The 22295-nt window shown below is 74.7% G+C and carries 4 protein-coding genes; all 4 read left to right on the forward strand.

Translation table 11 applies throughout. The annotated features are described in order from the left end of the window. Positions 1 to 16 precede the first annotated feature (16 nt). Positions 17 to 8416 carry an SDR family NAD(P)-dependent oxidoreductase gene (locus tag ABZX85_RS24995; RefSeq protein ID WP_355872588.1) on the forward strand — a complete coding sequence of 2800 codons (8400 nt, stop codon included), beginning with the start codon at positions 17 to 19 and terminating at the stop codon, positions 8414 to 8416. A gap of 293 nt (positions 8417 to 8709) precedes the next feature. Then, positions 8710 to 17832, forward strand: a complete 9123-nt coding sequence (locus ABZX85_RS25000; protein WP_355872590.1) for an SDR family NAD(P)-dependent oxidoreductase — start codon at positions 8710 to 8712, stop codon at positions 17830 to 17832. After that, positions 17829 to 21413, forward strand: coding sequence for an SDR family oxidoreductase (locus ABZX85_RS25005; protein WP_355872592.1), 3585 nt, complete (start codon positions 17829 to 17831; stop codon positions 21411 to 21413). Before ABZX85_RS25000 ends, ABZX85_RS25005 begins: the two co-directional genes overlap by 4 nt. Then, the gene (locus ABZX85_RS25010; protein ID WP_355872594.1) at positions 21410 to 22276 is read left to right on the forward strand and encodes an FAD-dependent oxidoreductase; all 867 of its coding nucleotides are present in this window, start codon (positions 21410 to 21412) and stop codon (positions 22274 to 22276) included. Before ABZX85_RS25005 ends, ABZX85_RS25010 begins: the two co-directional genes overlap by 4 nt. Positions 22277 to 22295 lie beyond the last annotated feature (19 nt).

The following is a 22295-nucleotide window of genomic DNA, read 5'->3' on the forward strand; positions in this document are numbered from 1 at the left end:
TAGGAGAGCCCCCACCATGACCACCGAAGAGCAGTACCTCGACTACCTCAAGCGGGCCACCGTCGACCTCCGCGAGACCCGCAAGGAGCTGCGCCGGCTCCAGGACCGGGGCCACGAGCCCGTCGCGATCGTCGGCGTCGGCTGCCGCTTCCCCGGCGGGGTGGGCTCTCCCGAGGACCTCTGGCAGCTCCTCGACACCGGCGGCGAGACCCTCGGCCCCTTCCCCGAGAACCGCGGCTGGGACTTGGAACAGCTCTTCGACACCAGCCCCGACAACCCCATCAAGTGCGCCACCGAACAGGCCAACTTCCTGTACGACGCGCCCGCGTTCGACGCCGGACTGTTCGGGATCTCCCCGCGCGAGGCCCTCGCGATGGAACCCCAGCAGCGCATCGCCCTGGAGGTGGCCTGGGAGGCGTTCGAACGCGCCGGCATCGACCCGACCTCGCTGCGCGGCAGCGACACCGGCGTCTGGATCGGCGCCATCAGCCAGAACTACGCCCACAGCCGCAAGGCCACCACCCTCGTCGGCAGCCTGATGACCGGGACGACCAACAGCGTCCTGTCCGGCCGGATCGCCTACACCTTCGGCCTCGAAGGACCGACCGTCAGCCTCGACACCGCCTGCTCCTCCTCCCTCGTCGCCCTCCACCTCGCCGTGCAGGCGCTGCGGGCGGGGGAGTGCTCGCTGGCACTGGCGGGCGGGGTGACCGTGCTCAGCAAGCCCGAGCTGTTCGTCGAGTTCTCCGCCGTCCGGGGCCTGTCGCCCGACGGACGCTGCCGGGCCTTCTCGGACGACGCGGACGGCGTCGGCTGGTCCGAGGGCGCCGGACTCCTGCTGGTCGAGCGGCTCTCGGACGCGCTCGCCGCCGGGCACCCGGTGCTGGCCGTCATCCGGGGCACGGCCGTCAACGCCGACGGCGCCTCCAACGGGCTCACCGCCCCCAACGGCCCCTCCCAGCAGCGCGTCATCCGCGCCGCCCTGCGCAACGCCCGCCTCGGCCCCGCCGACGTCGACGCCGTCGAGGCCCACGGCACCGGCACCCCCCTCGGCGACCCCATCGAGGCGGAGGCCCTGCTCGCCGCGTACGGCAGGGACCGTCAGGAGCCGCTGTACGTCGGCTCGGTCAAGTCCAACATCGGGCACACGCAGGGCGCGGCGGGCGCGGCCGGGGTCATCAAGATGATGATGGCCCTGCGCAACGGCCGCCTCCCCCGCACCCTGCACGTCAGCGCCCCGACCACCCACGTCGACTGGTCCACCGGGGCCGTCGAGGTCCTCACCGACGCCGTCGACTGGCCCGAGGCCGACCGGCCCCGCCGCGCGGGCGTCTCGGCGTTCGGCCTCAGCGGGACCAACGCGCACGTCATCCTGGAGGAGGCGCCGAAACCGGCGGAGGCACCGCGACAGGACGCCACCGCCCCGCGACCCGCCCCCCGCGTCACCGCCTGGCCCCTCTCCGCCACCACCCCCGACGCCCTCCGCGCCCAAGCCCTCCGCATCCACGACCACCTGGCCGCCGCCCCCGCCCCCTCCCCGGCCTCCGTCGCCAAGGCGCTCGCCACCACCCGTGCCCACCTCGACACCCGTGCCGTCGTCATCGGCCCCGACCACGACACCCTCCTCACCGCGCTCAAAACCCTCGCCGAGGACGAGAGCGCCCCCACGGTCGTCGCCGGCACCGAACTCATCTCCGGCCCCCTGACGGCCGTCCTCTTCGGTGGCCAGGGCAGCCAACGCCCGCGCATGGGCGCCGAGTTGTACGACCGCTTCCCGGTGTTCGCCGAGACCTTCGACGAGGTCTGCGACGCCCTGGAGGCCGAACTCGGCCACTCCGTACGGGACGTCGTCCTCGGCGACGACGCAGAACGCCTCGCCGACACCGGGTTCGCGCAGCCCGCCCTGTTCGCGCTGGAGACCGCCCTGTACGTCCTGGTCACCGACCTCGGTGTGGCCGTGGACGCGGTCGCCGGACACTCCATCGGCGAGCTGACCGCCGCGTACGTCGCGGGCGTCTGGTCGCTGCCGGACGCCTGCAAGGTCGTCGCCGCCCGCGCCCGCCTGATGAGCGACCTCCCGCGCGGCGGCGCGATGGCCGCCCTCGGCACCGACCGGGCGGGCGCGGAGAAACTCGCCCGGGACCAGCCGGACGTGGAGATCGCCGCCGTCAACAGCCCGCGGGCGACAGTGGTTTCCGGCGACGCCGACCAGGTCGAGACGGTCCGGCAGCGCGCCGTGGACGCCGGTCTCAGGGCGACCGCGCTGCGCGTCTCGCACGCCTTCCACAGCGCCCGCATGGACGGCATGCTCGACGCCTACCGCACGGTCCTGGACACGGTCGCCTACAGCGAGCCCCGCCTCACGGCCGTCTCCACGCTCACCGGCCGCCCCGTCGAACCCGGCCACTGGACCGACCCCGCCTACTGGACCGAGCAGGTCCGCCGCCCCGTCCTGTTCGCCGACGCCGTCCGCGCCCTGGAGGAACAGGGCACGACCGCGTACGTCGAACTCGGCGCCGACGCCTCCCTCGCCACCCACGCGAGCCTCACCGTCACCGACACGCACGCCCTCGTCACCTCCGCCCTCGGCCCGGTCCGCCAGGGCCGCCCCGCCCAGGACGAGCCGACCGCCCTCCTCACAGCCGTCGCCCTCCTCTACGGCCACGGCGTGCCCCTCGCCTGGGAGCGCGCCGCCGATCCGGCGCCCGCCGCCCTCGGCCTGCCGACCTACGCATTCCAGCGCGAGGAGTACTGGCTCGCCGACCCCGTCCCGCCGGGCGGCTCGGCATGGTGCCACGAGGAACGCTGGGAGCCGCTCGCCCCCGGCGGCGAACCGAACCGCCCGCTGCTGGTGATCCCGGCCGGGTACGACGACCACCCGTGGGCCCGCGCCCTCGCGGACACCCTCCCCACGGTCACCGTCGACCCAGAACACCCCGACCTCACCGGCCACGACACCAGCGGCGGCGTCCTCTCCCTCCTCGCCCTCGCCGACACCCCCGCCGACCCCGGCCGCCCCGCCCTCACCCCCGGCCTGACCGGCACCCTCGCCCTCCTCCAGGCCACCACCGGCACCCGCCTGTGGTGCGCGACCCTCGGCGCGGTCGCCGTCACCGCCGACGAACCCGCCCCCGCCCTGCTCCAAGCCCCCGTCTGGGCCCTCGGCCGCGTCGCCGCCCTCGAACTCCCCACGGTCTGGGGCGGCGTGATCGACCTCCCCGCCGACCCCACCCCGGAAGCCGTCACCGCCGTCCTCGCCGCACACGGCACCGAGGACCAGATCGCCGTACGCGGCGCCACCGCGTACGGCCGCCGCCTCGCCCCCTCCACCGCCGCCGCACCCGACCGCGAACCCTGGCAGCCGCGCGGCACGGTCGTCGTCACCGGCGGCACCGGCGGACTCGGCACCCACCTCGCCCAGTGGCTGACCGCGAACGGCGCCGACGACGTCGTCCTGCTCTCCCGGCGCGGCCCCGACGCCCCGGGCGCCGCCGGACTCGACGGTGTGACCGTGCTGGCCTGCGACGTCTCCGCCCGGGAGCAGCTCGCCGCCGTGCTGGCCGCGCACCCGCCGACGGCGATCGTGCACGCGGCGGGCGTCCTGGACGACGGGATGCTGGCCGGCCTGACCCCGGAGCGGTTCGCGACGGTCCTCGCGCCGAAGGCGGACGCCGCACTGCACCTGCACGAACTGACCCGGGACCGCGACCTCGACGCGTTCGTCCTGTTCTCCTCCTCGGCCGCCACCCTCGGCTCGCCCGGCCAGGGCAACTACGCCGCCGCCAACGCCGTCCTCGACGCCCTCGCCCGCCACCGGCACACCCTGGGACTGCCCGCGACCTCCCTCGCCTGGGGCCCCTGGGCCGGCGCCGGAATGGCCGCTACCGACGGCGTCGCCGACCAGTGGGACCAGCGCCCGGGGCTCAACCTCATGCGCCCCCGCACCGCCCTCGGCGTCCTCGGCCGCGCCGTCGGCTCGGGGCTCCCCGCGCTCACCGTCGCCTCCATCGAATGGGACCGCTTCCTCCCCCTGTACACGGCCGCCCGGCCCAGCCCGTACCTCGACCTGATCCCCCGCCCCACGACGAGCGCGCCCCCGGTGCCGACGGCGTCCCCGCAGGCGCAGTCCCGGCTCGCCCGCACCGTCGCGGAACTGCCCGAGTCGGACCGCGAGGGCTTCCTCCTGCGGCTCGTCGCCGACCAGGTCGCCACGGTCCTTGGGCACGCCGACGGCAGCGCGGTCTCCGCCCGCCGCTCCTTCACCGACCTCGGCATCACCTCGATGAACGCCGTCGAGATCCGGGGCGCGCTCTGCGAGGCGACCGGTGTCGACCTGCCCGTGACGGTCGTCTTCGACCAGCCCACCCCGCAGGCCCTCGCCCGCCACCTCCTCGACGAACTCCTCGGCACCGGCCAGGAGTTCACACCCGTTCCGGTGCTCGCGGGCCGCGCCGACGAACCCGTCGCGATCCTCGGCATGAGCTGCCGCTTCCCCGGCGGCTCCACCACCCCCGACCGGTTCTGGGACCACCTCCTGTCCGCCACCGACCCGGTCGCCGAGGTCCCCGCCGACCGCTGGGACGCCGCAGACTTCTACGACCCCGTCCCCGGCACCCCCGGCAAGGCGTACACCCAGCAGGGCGCCTTCCTCGACACCATCTCCGGCTGGGACGCCGGCTTCTTCGGCTACACCCCCCGCGAGGCCCTGCGCCTCGACCCGCAGCACCGGCTGCTCATGGAGATGGTGTGGGAGGCCGTCGAGAACGCCGGGATCTCACCCGACGCGTTGCGCGGCAGCCGCACCGGGGTCTTCCTCGGCCTCACCGACTCCCAGTACGACGTCCGCCAGATCGCCATCGAGGGCCCCGGCTGCCTGGACGACCCCAACTTCGGCCTCGGCACCTCCGCCAGCGCCGCCGCCGGCCGCATCGCCTACCAGATGGACTGGCGGGGGCCGACGATGACCATCGACACCGCCTGCTCCTCCGCCCTCGTCGCCACCCACCTCGCCGTGCGCGCCCTGCGCGCCGGGGAGTGCGACTACGCCGTCGTCGGCGCGGCGAGCGAGGTCGTCGGACCCGAGTTCTTCGTTCAGGCGTGCAAGATGAGCATGCTCGCCCCCGACGGCCGCACCAAGACCTTCGACGCCTCCGCCGACGGATACGTCATCGGCGAGGGCGGCGGCGTCGTCCTCCTGCGCCGCGCCACCGACGCCGAGGCGGCCGGCCAGCGCCCGCACGTCCTCATCAAGGGCACCGCCACCAACTCCGACGGCCGCAGCAACGGGCTCACCGCCCCCAACCGGCACTCCCAGCTCGCCGTCATCCGCGCCGCCCACGCCGACGCCGGGGTCACGCCCGACGACATCGCCTTCGTCGAGGCGCACGGCTCGGGCACCGCCCTCGGCGACGCCATCGAATTCGGCGTGCTGAAGGAGGTGTTCGGCAAGCGCGAGGCCGAACAGCCGCTGCGCGTCGGGGCGGTGAAGAGCAACATCGGCCACCTCCTCGTCGCCGCCGGCATGGCCGGGCTGATCAAGAGCACCCTGGCCCTCAGCGGCCGTGAACTCCCGCCCAACCTGCACCTGTCCGAGCCCAACGACACCGTCACGCTCGACGGACCGGTGCGACCGGTCGACGGCCGTGAAAGGCTCGGCGAAGGGCGGCTCCGGGCGGGCGTCAGCTCGTTCGGCTGGTCCGGGACCAACGCGCACCTGATCCTGGAGACGGTCCCGGAGGAGGAGCCGCCCGCCGAACCGGCCTCCCCTGGCAGCCAGTTGCTCACGGTCTGTGGCGCCTCCGAGTCCGGCGCCCGCGCCACCGCCCGGGCCCTCGCCGACCATCTCGAAGCCCACCCCGGTCTGCAACTCGCCGACGTCGCCCACACGTTGTACACCGGGCGCGCGGACCTGCCCCACCGGCGTGCGGTGGTGTGCGGGGACACGGCGTCGGCCGTCGCCGGACTCCGCGCTGACACCGCGATGCCGGCTGCACCGGAGTCGCCGCGCCACACCTTCGTGCTGCCCGGAACAGGCGCGGACCCGGAGACGGTGGCCGCGCTCGCAGCCGCGCACCCGGTGTTCCGGGCGGCATTGGAGGAGCACGAGCAGGCAGAGGGACCGGTGTCCGCGCTCGAACACGCCACGTTCGCGTTGCTGAACGCCTGGGGCATCACTGTTCCCGGGACCGTGCTCACGGCCGGAGCCGACTCGGCGAAAACGGCACTCACGGCGCTCACGGCGCTCGGCCAAGGCCGCGCGGAGATCCGGGACTTGGGCGACGCCCCCGAAGGACCGCTCCTCACCTTCTCCGACCGCCCCGTCACCGACCGCCCCGACGAGGTGCCGCTGCTCGCCGTGCCCGAGGGCGGCGACGCGTCGGAAGCCTGGCTGCGGGTCGTCGGCGGCCTGTGGGAGCGCGGACTCGCCGTCGACCTGGCACCGGCCCACGAAGGGGCACGGACGCTACGGCTGCCGACGTACGCCTTCCAGCACACGCGCTACTGGCCCCGCACACCGGAGAACGCCCCGGAGACCGGCGCCGACCTGCACTTCCTCGCCCCCAACTGGCGCCGCGAACTGTCCGCTCCGGTGACCCCGCCCGCCCCGGCCGGCACCGTCCTGGTCCTCGCCGACCCCGGGCCGCTCGCCGACGCCGTACGCGAAGCCGTCGAGGCGGGCGGGCATCGGGCGGTGCTCGCGCATCCGGGTGAGGTGTACCGGGCGCCCGAAGGCGGGGTGCCGGGGACGGTCGACGTGGGGGAGTCCGGGCAGTTCGCGCGGCTCCTCGGGGACGCGGGGCTCGACGGGAGCGGGCCGGTCCCCGTCGTGCACGCCCTGGCCTCCGAGGGGACGGAGGGATTCTTCACGCTGCTCGCGCTCGCGCAGGCCGCCGCCAAGGCGTTCCCCGGACGCCCGCTCCGGCTGCTCGTCGCGGTGCGCGCGACCGTCGACGTGCTGGGCGGCGAGGAGATCGACCCGTACGCCGCGATGCCCGCCGGTGCGAGCCGGGCGCTGCTGAGCGAGTACCCGACCGCCCGGGTCCGGATCGCCGACCTCGACGAACGGGCGGGCGCCGCCGAACTCGCCCGCGAACTCGCCGAGTTGCTCACCGCGCGCGGTGCCGCCGACCCGGCCGACCCCGGTCTCGTCACCGCCTGGCGGCGCGGGCACCGCTGGCTGCGCACCCTGGAGCCGGTCACCCTCCCCGACGTCGACGACACGGCCGCCTGGAAACCCGGCGGCGTGTACGCGATCACCGGAGGCACCGGCGAACTCGGCCTCGCCCTCGCCGCCCGCCTCGCCACCCTCGGCACCCGGCTCGCCCTGATCGGACGCGCCCCGCTGCCGCCCGAGACGGAGTGGGACACGGTGACCGAGGGGCGCGCGGCGCACGTCGTCACCGAGATACGGCGCCTGCGCGCCCTCGGCGCCGACGTGCTGACCCTCACCGCCGACGTCACCGACGCCACCGCGATCGCCGCCGCCCTCACCGCCGTACGCCGCCGCTTCGGGGCGCTCGACGGGGTCGTCCACGCGGCGGGCGTGCCCGGGAACGGGCTCGTGCAGAGCAAGACGCGGGAGCGGGCGGGGAAGGTGCTCGCGCCCAAGGTGGGCGGGACGCTGGCGCTCGCCGAGGCGCTGCGGGCGGAGCCGGTGGATCTGCTGGTGCTGTACTCGTCCGTGTCCAGCGCGATCGGCGGGCTCGGGGAGTCCGACTACGCCGCCGCCAACGCCTTCCTCGACGCGTTCGCGGCGGCCGAGGACGGCAGGGGGCGCGTCGCCCGGCGGGTCGTCTCCGTCGGCTGGGGGCCCTGGCGGCGCGACCGCTGGCAGACGGCCGTCTTCGCAGACCAGCCCGAACTCCTCGCGCACATGCTGGGACGGCGCGAGGCGCACGGTATCCCCGACGACCTCGGCACGGGCGCCCTCGCCCGGCTGATCACCGCCGGCCCGGCGCAGGTGTACGCCCTCGGCAGGCCCCTCGCCGACCTCGCCGCCGAGACGTCCGCACCGGACGTGACCCCGCCCCCCTCCAACGCCCCCCGACACCCCCGTCCGGAGCTGCGCACCCCCTTCGTCGCCCCGCGCAACGAGGCCGAACGCCAGGTCGCCGAGGTCTGGCAGGACCTCCTCGGCATCGACGCGGTCGGCGTCCACGACGCGTTCTTCGAACTCGGCGGCACCTCCCTGACCGGCCTCGCCGTCGTCGCCCGCCTGGCGGCGGAGTCCGGCGTGGAGCTGGCCGCCGCAGGGTTGTTCGAGCGGCCCACGGTGGCACAGCTCGCGGAGCTGCTGTCCGGGAACGGTCCGGACGGCGGGACGGCGCCCGCGCCCACGGAGGCGGCCTCGGCGCGGGGTGAGAAGCGCCGGGCGGCACGGGGGAGGGGGACGATGCCGCGTCGCCGGGGACGCTGAATCCGTGACGCCGCCCGCCGGGACGCTCGTGCCCGGCGGGCGGCGTCGTCATGATCGCCACGGCCCCGGTGCCCCCGGCGCACGGCCCGGAACCGGACCCCTCCGGCCGCACATCGTGCCTGGTCAACGCGATTACTTCGAGATGGGCGGCCAGTGGACGACCGTCATTGGGGGCCCCTGGCCACCGCCCTAATGTGAACCGCGGGTCGGTGCCCGCCGCCGGAACGCCGCTTTCCCACCCGCCTCCAACGACGCGCCCCCGCACGCAGAAGGACAGGCAAGGTGAGTCACACATGACGGACAGCCAGCAGCCGCCCGAGGACCTCGGACCGGCCGTCGCCCTGGTCGGCATGGCCGGCCGTTTCCCGGGCGCCGACGACGTGCGCGCCCTGTGGGCCGCCCTGCGGGCCGGCCGGTGCACCGTCACCGACTTCGACGAGGCCGAACTCCGCGCGAACGGCGTCCCCGACAGCCTCCTCGCCGACCCCGCCTACGTCCGCGCCGGATCGGTGATCGACGGCATCGACCTGTTCGACGCCGGCTTCTTCGGCTACACCCCCCGCGAGGCCCAACTCCTCGACCCGCAGCAGCGGCTGTTCCTGGAGACCTGCTGGCACGCCCTGGAGGACGCCGCCGTCGACCCGGCCCGCTACGACGGAGCCGTGGGCGTCGTCGCCGGCTCCGCGATGAGCTCCTACCTGCTGCACAACCTCGCCGCGCACCCCGCCGTCCTGGAGACCGCCGGCGAGGTCCAGATCGGCATCGCCAACGACAAGGACTCCCTTGCCACCCGCGTCGCCCACGCCCTCGACCTGACCGGGCCCTGCTACAGCGTCCAGAGCTACTGCTCGACCTCGCTCGTGGCGGTCGCCGCCGCCTGCTCCGCCCTCGTCAGCGGCGAGGCCGACGTCATGCTCGCGGGCGGCGTCACCGTCGCCGTCCCCCAGCGCGTCGGCTACCTCTACCAAGAGGCCGGCATGTCCTCGCCCGACGGCAGGTGCCGCGCCTTCGACGCCGGCGCGCAGGGCACGCCCGTCGGCAGCGGCGTCGGCGTCGTCGCCCTCAAGCGGCTGGAGGACGCCGAGGCGGACGGCGACCGGATCTACGCCGTGCTGCGCGGCTGGGCCGTGGGCAACGACGGCTCCGACAAGGTCGGCTTCACCGCGCCCGGCGTGCGCGGACAGGCCGCCGTCGTCGCCGAGGCCCTAGCCAGCGCCGGACTCGGACCCGCCGACATCGACTACGTCGAGGCCCACGGCACCGGCACCCCCCTCGGTGACGCCGCCGAGATCTCCTCCCTCCAGCAGGTCTTCGACGTCGACGGCGTCGACCGCACCCTCATCGGCTCCGCCAAGAGCAACCTGGGCCACCTCGACCGCGCGGCGGGCGTCACCGGCCTCATCAAGGCCGCCCTCAGCCTCCACCACGAGGAGATCCCGCCCACCCTCCACCTCGACCGCCCCAACCCCCAGCTCGCCCGCTCCGGCGACCGCCTCACCCCCGTCACCGACCTCACGCCCTGGCAGCGCGGCGAACGCGTCCGCCGCGCCGGGATCAGCGCCTTCGGCATGGGCGGCACCAACGCCCACGTCGTCGCCGAGGAAGCCGCACCCCCCGCCCGCGACGGCCGCACCGCGCCCCGCCGCCACCAGGCCCTGCTGTGGTCGGCCCGCACCGAGGACGCCGCCCGCGAAGCCACCGCCCGCCTCGGCGCCCACCTCACCACCCCCGGCGACTGGGACCGGACGGACACCGACCTCGCCGACACCGCCTACACCCTCCAGACCGGCCGCGCCGTCTTCGAACACCGCCGCGCCCTGATCGCCGGCACCGCCGAGTCCGCCGTACGCGCCCTCACCGGCGACGAGACCCACCGCGTCCTCGCCCGCCGCGACGGCACGACCCGACGCCCCGTCTCCCTGCTCCTCGCCGGGGTCGGCGAGCACTACCAGGGCATGGTGGCCGGACTCTACGGCTCCGAACCCGTCTTCGCCGAAGCCCTCGACGAGGCCGTCGCCCACCTCACCCCGCACCTCGGCGAAGACCCCCTCGCCGACCTCGTCGCCACCCGCGACCGGGGCGCCGACAACCTCGCCCGCCTCCTCGGCCGCACCGGGCCCGACGACGGCCCCGCACGGCTCGGCCGCACCGAGATCGCCCAGCCCGCCGTCTTCGCCGTCGACTACGCGCTCGGCACCCTCCTCGAAGCCTGGGGCGTACGCCCGCGACTCCTCCTCGGCTACAGCGTCGGCGAGTTCGCCGCCGCCGCCCTCGCGGGAGCGCTCACCCTCCCCGAGGCCGCCGGACTCGTCGCCGTCCGCGCCAAGCTGATCGCCGCCCTGCCCACCGGCACGATGGCCGCCGTCCCGCTCTCCGCGACCGCCCTCACGGCCCGCTACTCGCCGCGCACCCGCTTCGGCGTCGACATCGCCGCCCACAACGGACCCACGGTCAGCGTCGTCTCCGGGCCCGCCGACCACGTCCGCGCCCTCTCCGAGCAGCTCCTCGCCGACGGACTGCCCTGCCGGCCGCTGCGCACGACGCACGCCTTCCACTCCTCGATGCTGCGGCCCGCCGCCGAACCCCTCACCGAGTGGGCCCGCGAGAACCTGCGTCCCAGGGCGCCCCGCGTCCCCTACCTGTCGAACGTCTCCGGCGCGCCGATCACCGAGCAGCAGCTCACCGACCCCGGCTACTGGGCCCGGCACATGTGCTCCGCCGTCCGCTTCTCCGACATGCTCAAGCACGTCCTCACCGACAGTCAGGACGTCCTCCTGGAGATCGGCCCCGGCCAGTCCCTGGGCGCCCTCGCCCGCAACCACCCCGACTGCCCGCCCGACCGCTGGCCCCTCCTCGTCCCCACCCTCCCCGCCGAGGCCGACCCGACGTCCGACGAGGAGACCCTCGCCCACGCCGTCGCCCAACTCTGGCTCACCGGCGCGGAACTGGACTGGGAGGCGTACCACGAGGACCGCCGACCCCGGAAGGTCTCCGTACCGGACTACCCGTTCCAACGCGAGCGGTACTGGATCGACCCGCCGACATCAACAGCCGCACCCGCCAAGCCCGTTCGCCCCCGGACCCGGCCGCGCGAGGAGATCCTCGTCCCGCACTGGGCACCCACCCCGCTCCCCGCCACCACCCCGGCCCCGTCCGGCCCGGTGTGGCTGCTCGCCGACACCGGGGGAGTGGCGGCGGCCGTCACGGAACACCTCGCCGCCCCGCCGGTCCTGATCCGGCCGGGCGAGACGTACGAGGCCCTCGGCGGCGGCGAGTTCACGCTGCGCCCCACCGAACCGGCCGACTGGGAAGCCCTGTTGACGGAGGCCGGAGCGCCCTCGCTGGTCCTGCACCTCTGGGGCGCCGACCCCGGCACGGCCGACGACGCCGAGCGCGCCCTCGAACTCGGCTTCGCGAGCCTGTGCGCACTGGCCCCGGTCCTCGGCGACACCGGCGCACGCGTCGTGACCGTCACCGACTCGGCGCGGGCCGTCCTCCCCGGCGACGTCCCGGTACCGGCGCGCGCGGCGGCGCTGGGCGCCTGCCTCGTCGTACCGCAGGAGTACCCCTCGCTGAAGGTCCGTTCCGTGGACGTCGCGCTCGTCGCCGACGGCGTGCAGGCCGTCGCGGAGGCGGTACTGCGCGAGACGGACCCGGCGGCGCAGGGGCGTGCCGTCGCCTGGCGCGGCGGGAAACGCACGGCGCTGGAGTTCCGGCCCGAAGAACCCACCGACACCGAGAGCTTGACGATCCGTCAGGACGGAGTCGTCCTCGTCACCGGCGGCCTCGGCGAGGTCGGACGGATCGTCGCCCGGCATCTCGGCGCGGACGGCGCGACCGTCGTCCTCACCGGCCGACGCCCCGCCGCCGAGGCGGACGCGACCCTGGAACGGCTCGCGGAACACGGCGTCACCGCCGAGTACGCCGTCATGGACGTCACCGACGAGACCGCCCTGCGCCGCGTCCTGGCCGACCTCACCGACCGCTTCGGCCACGTCGACGGCGTCGTCCACCTCGCCGCCGTCACCGGCGCCGACCTCTTCGGCCCCCTCGCCGTCCTCGAACCGGACGCGAGGGACGCCCACTTCGCGCCCAAACTGCACGGAACGGCCGTCCTGGAACGGGTGCTGGCCGACCTCCCCGCAGGGTTCTGCCTCCTGTTCTCCTCCGTCTCCACGGTCCTCGGCGGCATCGGCTTCGCCGGGTACGCGGCGGCCAACTCCGCCCTGGACGCCTTCCCGCACCGCAACGAGCGCTGGTACGCGGTGAACTGGGACACCTGGGCCCCCACCGCCGCAGCCCTCGACGGCCAGGAGATCGGTGCGACCCAGGTCGAGCACTCCCTCACCGAGGCCCAGGCCCTCGCCGTGCTCGACCGGATCATGGCCCGGCCCGCACCCCGCACGATCGTCAGCGCGGGCGACCTCCAGGCCCGCGTCGAACAGTGGCTCGACCAGGACGGCGACGACGAGGAGGAGCCGGCGCGTCCGGCCGGGGACCGCTTCCCGCGCCCCGCGCTCGCCCAGTCCTTCGTCCCGCCGAGCGGCCCGCGCGAACGCAGGCTCGCGGAGGTCTGGGAGGACGTCCTCGGCATCGACGGCGTCGGCTCCCGCGACAACTTCGCCGACCTCGGCGGCACATCCCTGATGGCGCTGCAACTCGTCAAACGCATCCAGAAGGCGTTCTCCGTCGCCGTCTCCCCGGTCGCCCTGTTCGAGGCACCGACCGTCCACACCATGGCCGCGCTCCTCGACCGCATCGCCGGCCCGGCCGAACCCGCGCAGACCCCGCGACCCGCCCCGAAGCCGGCCCCCGCCCGCACCCACGACGGCCACGAACCCATCGCCGTCGTCGGCCTCGCCTGCCGCTTCCCCGGCGCCAAGGGCCCCCAGGAGTTCTGGGCCAACCTCCGCGACGGCGTCGAGTCCGTCAGCCACTTCACCGAGGCCGAACTCCGCGCCTCCGGCGTCCCCGCCGAACTGATCGCCCACCCCGACTACGTCCCCGCGAAACCCGTCCTGGACGACATCAGGGGCTTCGACGCGAACTTCTTCGGCTACAGCGCCCGCGACGCCGTCATCACCGACCCCCAGCACCGCCTGATGCTGGAGATCTGCTGGGAGGCCCTCGACGACGGCGGCTACGGCGCCGCCGACACACGCGGCCGGGTCGGGGTCTTCGCGGGCTCCAACATCAGCTCGTACCTGAGCAGTTACCTCATGAGCGGCGCCATCGAGGGCGAGGCGGACATCTACGCCTCGGTCATCGGCAACGACAAGGACTCCCTCGCCACCGGCGTCTCCTACAAACTCGGCCTCACCGGACCCAGCCTCAGCGTCCAGACGTTCTGCTCGACCGCGCTGGTCGCCACCCACCTCGCCTGCCAGAGCCTGCGCTCCGGAGAGTGCGAACTCGCCCTCGCCGGGGGCGTCGCGATCCACGTCCCCGACCGGGTCGGCCACCTCCACCAGCCCGGCGGCATGGAGGCCCGCGAGGGACACGTCCGGACCTTCGACGCCGACGCCTCCGGCACCCTGTTCGGCGACGGCGCCGGCGTCGTCCTCCTCAAGCGGCTGAGCGACGCGCTCGCCGACGGCGACCACGTGTACGCCGTGATCCGGGGCTCGGCGGTCAACAACGACGGCTCCCTCAAGGTCGGTTACACCGCGCCCAGCGTCGTCGGCCAGGCCCGCGTCGTCTCCGACGCCCTCGCCGCCGCCGGCGTCGACCCGGCCGACGTCGGCTACGTCGAGGCGCACGGCACGGCCACCGAACTCGGCGACCCCATCGAAGTCGCCGCCCTCACCAAGGCGTTCGGACCGGGACCGCGCCGGCAGGGCACGCCCATCGGCTCGGTGAAGACCAACATCGGCCACCTCGCGGCGGCGGCCGGCGCGAGCGGCCTCATCAAGACGGTCCTCTCCGTCAGCCACGGCCAGCTCCCGCCCAGCCTCAACTTCGAACGCCCCAACCCCGAGATCGACTTCGCGTCGACCCCCTTCCACGTCAACACCCGCCTCACCGACTGGACCCCGCCCCCCGGCAAACGCCGCATCGCCGGCGTCAACTCCCTCGGCATGGGCGGCACCAACGTCCACGTCGTCGTGGAAGAAGCCCCGGAGACGACCAACGCTCCGCGCACGGGCCGCCGTTACGAGGTCGTCCCCCTCTCCGGCCGCACCCCCGAAGCCGCCGACTCCGCCGTCCGGCGCCTGCGCGACCACCTCGCCGCCCGCCCCGAACTCGCCCTCACCGACGTCGCGTTCACCACGCAGACCGGCCGCGCGACCTTCGAGCACCGCCGGACCCTGGTCACCGACGGCGACCTCGACGGCCCGGTCCTCGGCCGCGCCGAACCGCTGGTCGACCGGCCCGCCGCCTTCCTCGTCGCGGGCGTCGGCGAGCAGTACCCCGGCATGGTCCGCGAACTCTACGCACGCGAACCGGAGTTCAGGGCCGCCGTCGACGAGTGCGGGGACGTCCTGCGCTACCTCCTCGACACGGACGTGGTCGCCCTTCTCACCGGACCGCGCGAGACACGGGAAGACCCGTTCGCCGCGATGCTCCGGGCCCGCGAGGGCGAACCCGCCGACGACTCGCCGCTCGCCCGCACCGAGATCGCCCAGCCCGCCGTGTTCGTCGCCGAGTACGCGCTCGCGAGACTCCTCGTCTCCTGGGGCGTCGAACCCGCCCAGATGCTCGGCTACAGCCTCGGCGAGTACGTCGCCGCCTGCCTGTCCGGCGTCCTCACCCTCCCCGACGCGCTCCGACTCGTCGCCTTCCGCGCCCAGTTGATCTCCCGGCTGCCCGAGGGCGGCATGCTGGCCGTCGCCCGCACCCCCGCCCAGCTCACCGGTCTCACCGAGGCCGGCCTCGAAATCGCCGCTCTCAACGGGCCCGACGTCACCGTGGTCGGCGGCGAGAACGCGGCCGTCGACGCCTACGCGGCCGAGCTGGAGCGCGCCGGGATCGCCCACCGCAAGCTGGCCACCACCCACGCCTTCCACACCAGCATGCTGGAACCAGCCCGCGCCGAACTCACCGGCTGGGCCCGCGCCAACCTCCGTCCCGCCGCCCCGAGTCGGCCGTACGTCTCCTGCCTCACCGGGCAGCCGGTCACCGCCGAACTCGTCGCGGACCCCGAGTACTGGGGACGCCACATGGTCTCCCCGGTGCGCTTCGCCGACGGCCTCGCCCACCTCCTCGCCGACCCCGACCTCGCGCTCCTGGAGATCGGCGCCGGACAGTCCCTCGGCGCGATGGCCCGCAGCCACCCCGACTGCCCGCCCGCACGCGGCCCCCTCATCGCCGCCACCCTCCCCAACGCGGCCGACCCGACCCCGGACGACCGCACCCTGACCGACGCGCTCGCCGCGCTCTGGCTGGCCGGCGTACACGTCGACTGGGCCGCGCACCACGCGGGGCGCGACCCGCGCCGGGTGCCGCTGCCGTCGTACCCGTTCGAACGCACCGACTACTGGATCGTCCCCGACGGAGCGGCGAAGAAGCCGGCCTCGCCGGTGCCCGAGGCGCTTCCGCTCCTGCCGGAGGAGGAGTGGGTGCAGGCCCAGGTGTGGCGGCGGACCGCGCCCCGCACCGGCAGTCTGCCGGCGGCGCGCTGGCTGCTGCTGGCCGACGAGGACACCCTCACCGCCGACCTCAAGGCACTGCTGGAGGCGGCGGGCGGCACCGCCGCCGTGGTCCGGCCCCAGGAGTCCGGCGCACAGGACGGTCTCTGCGTCCGCCCCGGCGACCCCGCCGCCTTCCGCGCCCTCCTCAAGCGCCTCAAGGACGAAGGCCCCGGCCTCCCCGAACGCGTCGTCCACCTCTGGTCCCGCGAACCCGGCGACTCCCTGACCCGCGGCCTGCACACCCTCGTCGCCCTCACCCGCGCGATGGCCGACGCGGGAGCCGCCAAATGGGCCCTGGACGTGGTCACCTCGGGCACCGCCTCGGTGACCGGCGCCGAGACCATCCACCCCGAACTCGCCACCCTGCTGGGCCCGGTGCGGGTGATCCCGCTCGAATACCCGGACGTCACCTGCCGGCTGATCGACCTCGACGCGGCCGACCCGGTCACGGCCCGCACCCTCGCCAGGGAACTCGGCGACGGCGGCCACACCCCCCTCGTCGCCCTGCGCCGGGGCCGCCGCTGGCTCCCCGACTACGAGCCCGTACCGGCGGGCGAGAGCGCCGACGTCCTGCGCGAGGAAGGCGTCTACCTCGTCACCGGCGGACTCGGCGGCATCGGCCTCGCCATGGCCGAACGCCTCGCCCGCGACGTACGGGCCCGCCTGGTCCTCGTCGGCCGCACCGGACTCCCGCCCCGCGACACCTGGGACACCGTCCTCGCCGACCCGGCCGCCACCGACGAGGTCCGCCGACGCCTCACCGGCGTCCGGAAGATCGAGCAGTACGGCGGCCGAGTCGCTGTCGTCACCGGCGACTTGGCCGACCCGGACACCGCCGCCCGCGCGGTCGCCGAAGCACACGACCGCTTCGGCGCCCTGCACGGCGTCCTGCACGCGGCCGGCCTCCCCGGCATCGGCCTCATGCAGTTCAAGACCGAGACCGAGATCCACAAGGTCCTGGCCCCCAAGACCGCCGGAACGGACGCCCTGCGCACGGCACTTGAGGGCACGGACCTCGACTTCCTGGTGCTGTTCTCCTCCATCACCTCCGCCACCGGCGGCGGCCCCGGCCAGCTCGACTACTGCGCAGCCAACGCCTACCTCGACGCCACCGCGCACGCCGCCGCCCAACAGCCCGGCACCCCGCGGACGATCGCGGTCGGCTGGGGCGAGTGGCGGTGGAACGCCTGGGAGGCCGGACTCGCCGGATACGACCCCGAGGTCCGCGAGTACTTCCGCGAGACCCGCAGGAAGTACGGCATCGGCTTCGACGAGGGCTGGAACGCGCTCAAGCGCGTCCTGTCCCTGGACGAACCCCATCTCGTCGTCAACACCCAGGACTTCGCGGCGATGGCCAAGGACGCCACGCGGTTCAACGTGGACGCCATAGGCAAGGCCCGCGACACCTGGCTCGAAGGCGCCCGCCACCCCCGCCCCGACCTCCTCACCCCCTACGTCGCGCCCAGCGGCGAGACCGAGTCGGCGATCGCCGAGGTGTGGGCCCAGATGCTCGGCCTCGAACAGGTCGGCGCCGGCGACAGCTTCTTCGCCCTCGGCGGCAACTCGCTGACCGGCATGGAGGTCATGGCCCGCATCCGCCGCCGCCTCGACATCGACGACCTACCGCCGCACGTGCTCTACGAGGCGCCCACCGTGAGCGCCCTCGCCCGGCACGTCACCGGCTCCACCGAACAGGACCCCTCCGCCGACGAGTCGGAACGCGGCAGGCAGCGCCGCTCCGGCCTGAAGCGGGCCCGGCAGAACAGGAAGACGGCGGGCGAATGAGCGACGACACCTACGACGCCTACGACAGCGACGACAGCGACGCCGGCGACGACCTGGAGTCCCGGGTGGCGGTCATCGGCATGGCCGGCCGCTTCCCCGGCGCCGCGAGCCCCGAGGAGCTGTGGCGGGCCCTCGGCGACGGCGCCGACGGGCTGCGCGAGATCACCGACGAGGAACTGGCCGCCGCCCAGGTGCCCGCCGCCGTCCTCGCCGACCCGCGCTACGTCCGCCGGGGCGCCCCCCTCGACGGGGTCGAGGACTTCGACGCCGCGTTCTTCGGCTTCAACCCCCGCGAGGCCGAGGTCACCGACCCCCAGCACCGGCTGTTCCTGGAGTGCTGCTGGGAGGCCCTGGAAAGCGCCGGCTACCCGCCCAACCGGATGCCCGGCACGGTCGGCGTCGTCGGCGGCGTCGGCTTCAGCCACTACGGCCTGCGGCACGTCCTGCCCCGCCCCGACGTCATGGCCACCATCACCAGCGGCCAGTACGGCATCGGCACCATGTCCGACTCGCTGTGCACGATGGTCGCCTACAAACTCGGCCTCACCGGACCGGTGCTGAGCGTCCAGACCGCCTGCTCGACCTCGCTGGTCGCCGTCCACACGGCCGTCCAGAGCCTCCTCACCTACGAGTGCGACACCGCGCTCGCCGGGGGCGTCTCCATCGAGGACCCGCTGCCCGCCGGCTACACCTACGAAGAGGGCTCGATCGTCTCGCCCGACGGCGTCGTCCGCAGCTTCGACGCCGACGCGGAGGGCAGCGTCTGGGGCAAGGGCGTCGGTGTCGTCGCCCTCAAACGCCTCGCCGACGCCCTGCGCGACGGCGACCACGTCCACGCCGTGATCCTCGGCTCCGCCGTCAACAACGACGGCGCCGACCGGGGCGCCTACACCGCCCCCTCGGCGGCCGGCGAGCGCACGGTCATCGGGACGGCCCTGTCGGTGGCCGGCGTCGACCCGGGGACCGTCGACTACGTCGAGTGCCACGCCACCGGCACCCGCCTCGGCGACGCCATCGAACTCGCCGCCGTCGACCGGGCGTTCCCCGGCCCGCGCGCCGAGAAACTCGTCCTGTCCTCCCTGAAACCGTCCCTCGGCCACCTAGACCGAGCCTCCGGGGTCACCGGCCTGATCCGCGCGGTCCAAGCCCTGGAACACCAGGAGCTGCCGGGCACGCGCCACTTCCGCACTCCCAACCCGGCGCTCGCCGCCGACCGCTTCGAGGTCCTCACCGCGAACCGTCCCTGGCCCCGGCGACCGCACCCCCGCCGCGCGGGCGTCAGCTCCTTCGGCGCGGGCGGCACCAACGCGCACGTCGTCCTCGAAGAGGCACCGCAGCGCGAGACCCGCCCCGCCGACGGGCCGTACGTCCTCACGCTCTCCGCCCGCACCCCGACCGCCCTCGCCGCCTCCGCCGAGCGCCTGCGCGACCACCTGGCCGCCGACACCGCCGATCTCGCGGACGTCGCCTACACCCTCCAGGTCAGCCGTACGACGTTCCCGTACCGCATGGTCGTCGTCGCCGAGGACGCCCGGGACGCCGTCGCGGCGCTGGCCGACCCGCAGCGGGCGCGGACCGCCGGCCCGGTCACCGGGGCGCCGCCCGCCGAGGCCCCCGCCGACGCCGTCGCCGCCATCGGACCCTGGCTGGAGGGCGCCGACGTCGACTGGGCCGCCCTGTACCGGCCGGGGGAGCGCGGCAGGGTGCCGCTCCCGGCGTACCCCTTCGAACGGCAGCGGTACTTCCTCGACCGGGTGCCCTACCCCGGCGCGGGCGCCGCCGCGGCCGTGCAGGAGGCCCCCGGCCGTATCCCGGACCCCGCCGACTGGTTCGCCCACCCCGTCTGGCACCGCCTCCCCACCGCCGCCCCGGCCGGCCCCGAGCGGCTGCGGGAACTGGGCCCCTGGTGGGTGTTCGCCGCCGACGAGACCGGGTACGCCGCCGCCCGCACCTTGCACGAGCGGGGCGCCGAGGTCGTCGTCGTGAGCCCGGACGACGCCGAGGACACCCCTGACCCGGACGGGCCGGCCGTCGTGCGCGTCGACCCCGTCTCCCGGGACGGGTACGCCGCACTGCTCGGCGAGCGGGGGCGGCCGGGCACCGTCCTGCACCTGTGGAGCCCCGCCGCGCCCGAGGGCGACTTCGACGCCGCCCAGCGGTACGGCTACTACGCCGTGCAGGCCCTCGCGGGCGCCCTCGCGGAGGACCGCACGCCCGGGGCCGTCCAGCTCGTGGCGGCCACCTCGGGGGCGGTGAGCGCGGTCGGGGACGATCTGACGCGGCCCGAACAGGCCACGCTCCAGGGGCTGTTGCGGGTGGTCTCGCAGGAGATCGGCGACATCGGCTGCCGCCTCGTGGATCTCGCGGACACCGGCGCCGGACCCCTCCTCGACGAAGCCGCCACCCTCGACGCCCCCACCGAACCGGTCGCCCTGCGCCGCACCGGCCGCTGGGTCCGCTCCTTCGCCCCCCTGCGCCTGGAGACCACCGGCGAGGACGTCATCGCCGTCGGCGGCACCGTCCTCATCACCGGCGGCCTCGGCGACGTCGGCGCGGTCCTCGCCGCCCACCTCGCCGCGACCAGGGGCGCGAACCTGGTCCTCACCGGCCGCACCCCCCTCCCGCCGGAGGAGGAGTGGCCCGCCCACCTCGTGAAGGAACCCGACGGACGCGCGGCCCGCCACATCCGTACCGTCCACCGGCTGCGAGAAGCCGGCGCCGAAGTCCTCGCGCTCGGCGCCGACGTCGCCGACCGGGACGCCATGGACGCCGTCCTCGACGCCGCACGCGACCGGTTCGGCGGGATCGACGCCGTGATCCACGCGGCCGGCGTGCAGTCCGAGGACTGCTTCGGCGCCGCTGTGAACCTCGCCCGGGAAGCCTGCGAACCGCACTTCCGCGCCAAGACCGGCGGTCTCCTCGTCCTGGAGGACCTGCTGCGCCCCGGCGAGGCCCCCGTCCGGCTCGCGGTCTCCTCCGTCTCCTCCCTCCTCGGCGGCCTCGCGCACGCTCCCTACGCCGCCGCGAACGCCGCGCTGGACGCCTACGTCCACACCCTCGCGGGCTGGCTCGCCGTCAACTGGGACTCCTGGCTCGTCGGCGACCGCACCGAGGACTCCCTCGGCGCCACCGTCAAGGGCTACGGCATGGACGCCGCCGAAGGCACCGACGCCTTCGAACGCACCCTGTCCCTGTACGGCCGCACCCGCCAGCTCGTCGTCTCCGTCGGCCCCCTGGACCACCGCCTCGCGCAGTGGACGACCTCCCCGGCTGACAGTAGTTCCGGACAGGGCCCTCGCCACCCCCGGCCCGCGCTGACCGTGCCCTACGAAGAGCCCGCCGGCGACGTGGAGACGGCGCTGGCCGGGATGTGGGGCGAGATCCTCGGCATCGACGGGGTCGGCGCACACGACAGCTTCTTCGACCTGGGCGGCCACTCCCTGGCCGCGGTGCGGCTGATGGCCCGCATCAGGGCGAAGTTCGGCGGACTGCCGGTGGACGTCCTCCTCGGCAACCCCACGGTCCGTGCCTTCGGCAAGGAACTGATCGCCGCGAAGGCGGCGGAAGGAGCACAGCGGTGACGAACGTCGCAGTGGTCGGCGCGGGTGTCATGGGCATCGGCGTCGCACAGAACCTGGCGCAGAGCGGCCACACGGTCACGCTCGTCGACCGGGACCAGGAGACCGTCGACCGGGCGATCGCCCGCATCGGCCTCAACTGCCGCATGAGCGCGATGCTCGGCGGCCCCGAGATCGACTCGGACGCGGTCCTCGCCCGCATCACCGGCGGCACCGGACTGGCCCTCCTCGCCGACGCCGAGGTGGTCATCGAGAACATCACCGAGAACTGGGACCTGAAGAGCGAGCTGTACCCGCGCCTGGACGCCGCCGCCCCGCCGGACGCGGTGTTCGTCGCCAACACCTCCGCGATCCCCATCACCCGCATCGCCTCCCTCACGAAGCGGCCCGCGCAGGTCGTCGGCGTGCACTTCATGAACCCGGTCCCGATGAAGAAGGCCGTCGAGCTGATCCCCGGCCACCACACGTCCGAGGAGTCCCTGAAGAAGGTCCGCGAACTCCTCGACTCCATGGGCAAGAAGGCCATCGACGTCAATGACGCGAGCGGCTTCGTCTCCAACCGGGTCCTCATGCTCACCGTCAACGAGGCCGCCTACCTGGTGTACGAGGGCGTCGCGACCGCCGAGACCGTCGACGAGGTGTTCCGCAGCTGCTTCGGCCACCCCATGGGCCCGCTGGAGACCGCCGACCTCATCGGCGTCGACACCATCCTCTACAGCGTCGAGGTGCTGCACGAGCACTTCGCCGACAGCAAGTACCGGCCCTGCCCGCTGCTGAAGAAGATGACCGACGCCGGCCTGCACGGGCGCAAGACCGGAGAGGGCTTCTACCGGTACGGCGACAGCGGCGCCCTCCTCCCCAACTGACCCCCGTTTCCCGGCAAGG

This window comes from Streptomyces sp. NPDC004539 (assembly GCF_040610055.1).
In the GTDB taxonomy this organism is placed as follows: Bacteria; Actinomycetota; Actinomycetes; order Streptomycetales; family Streptomycetaceae; genus Streptomyces.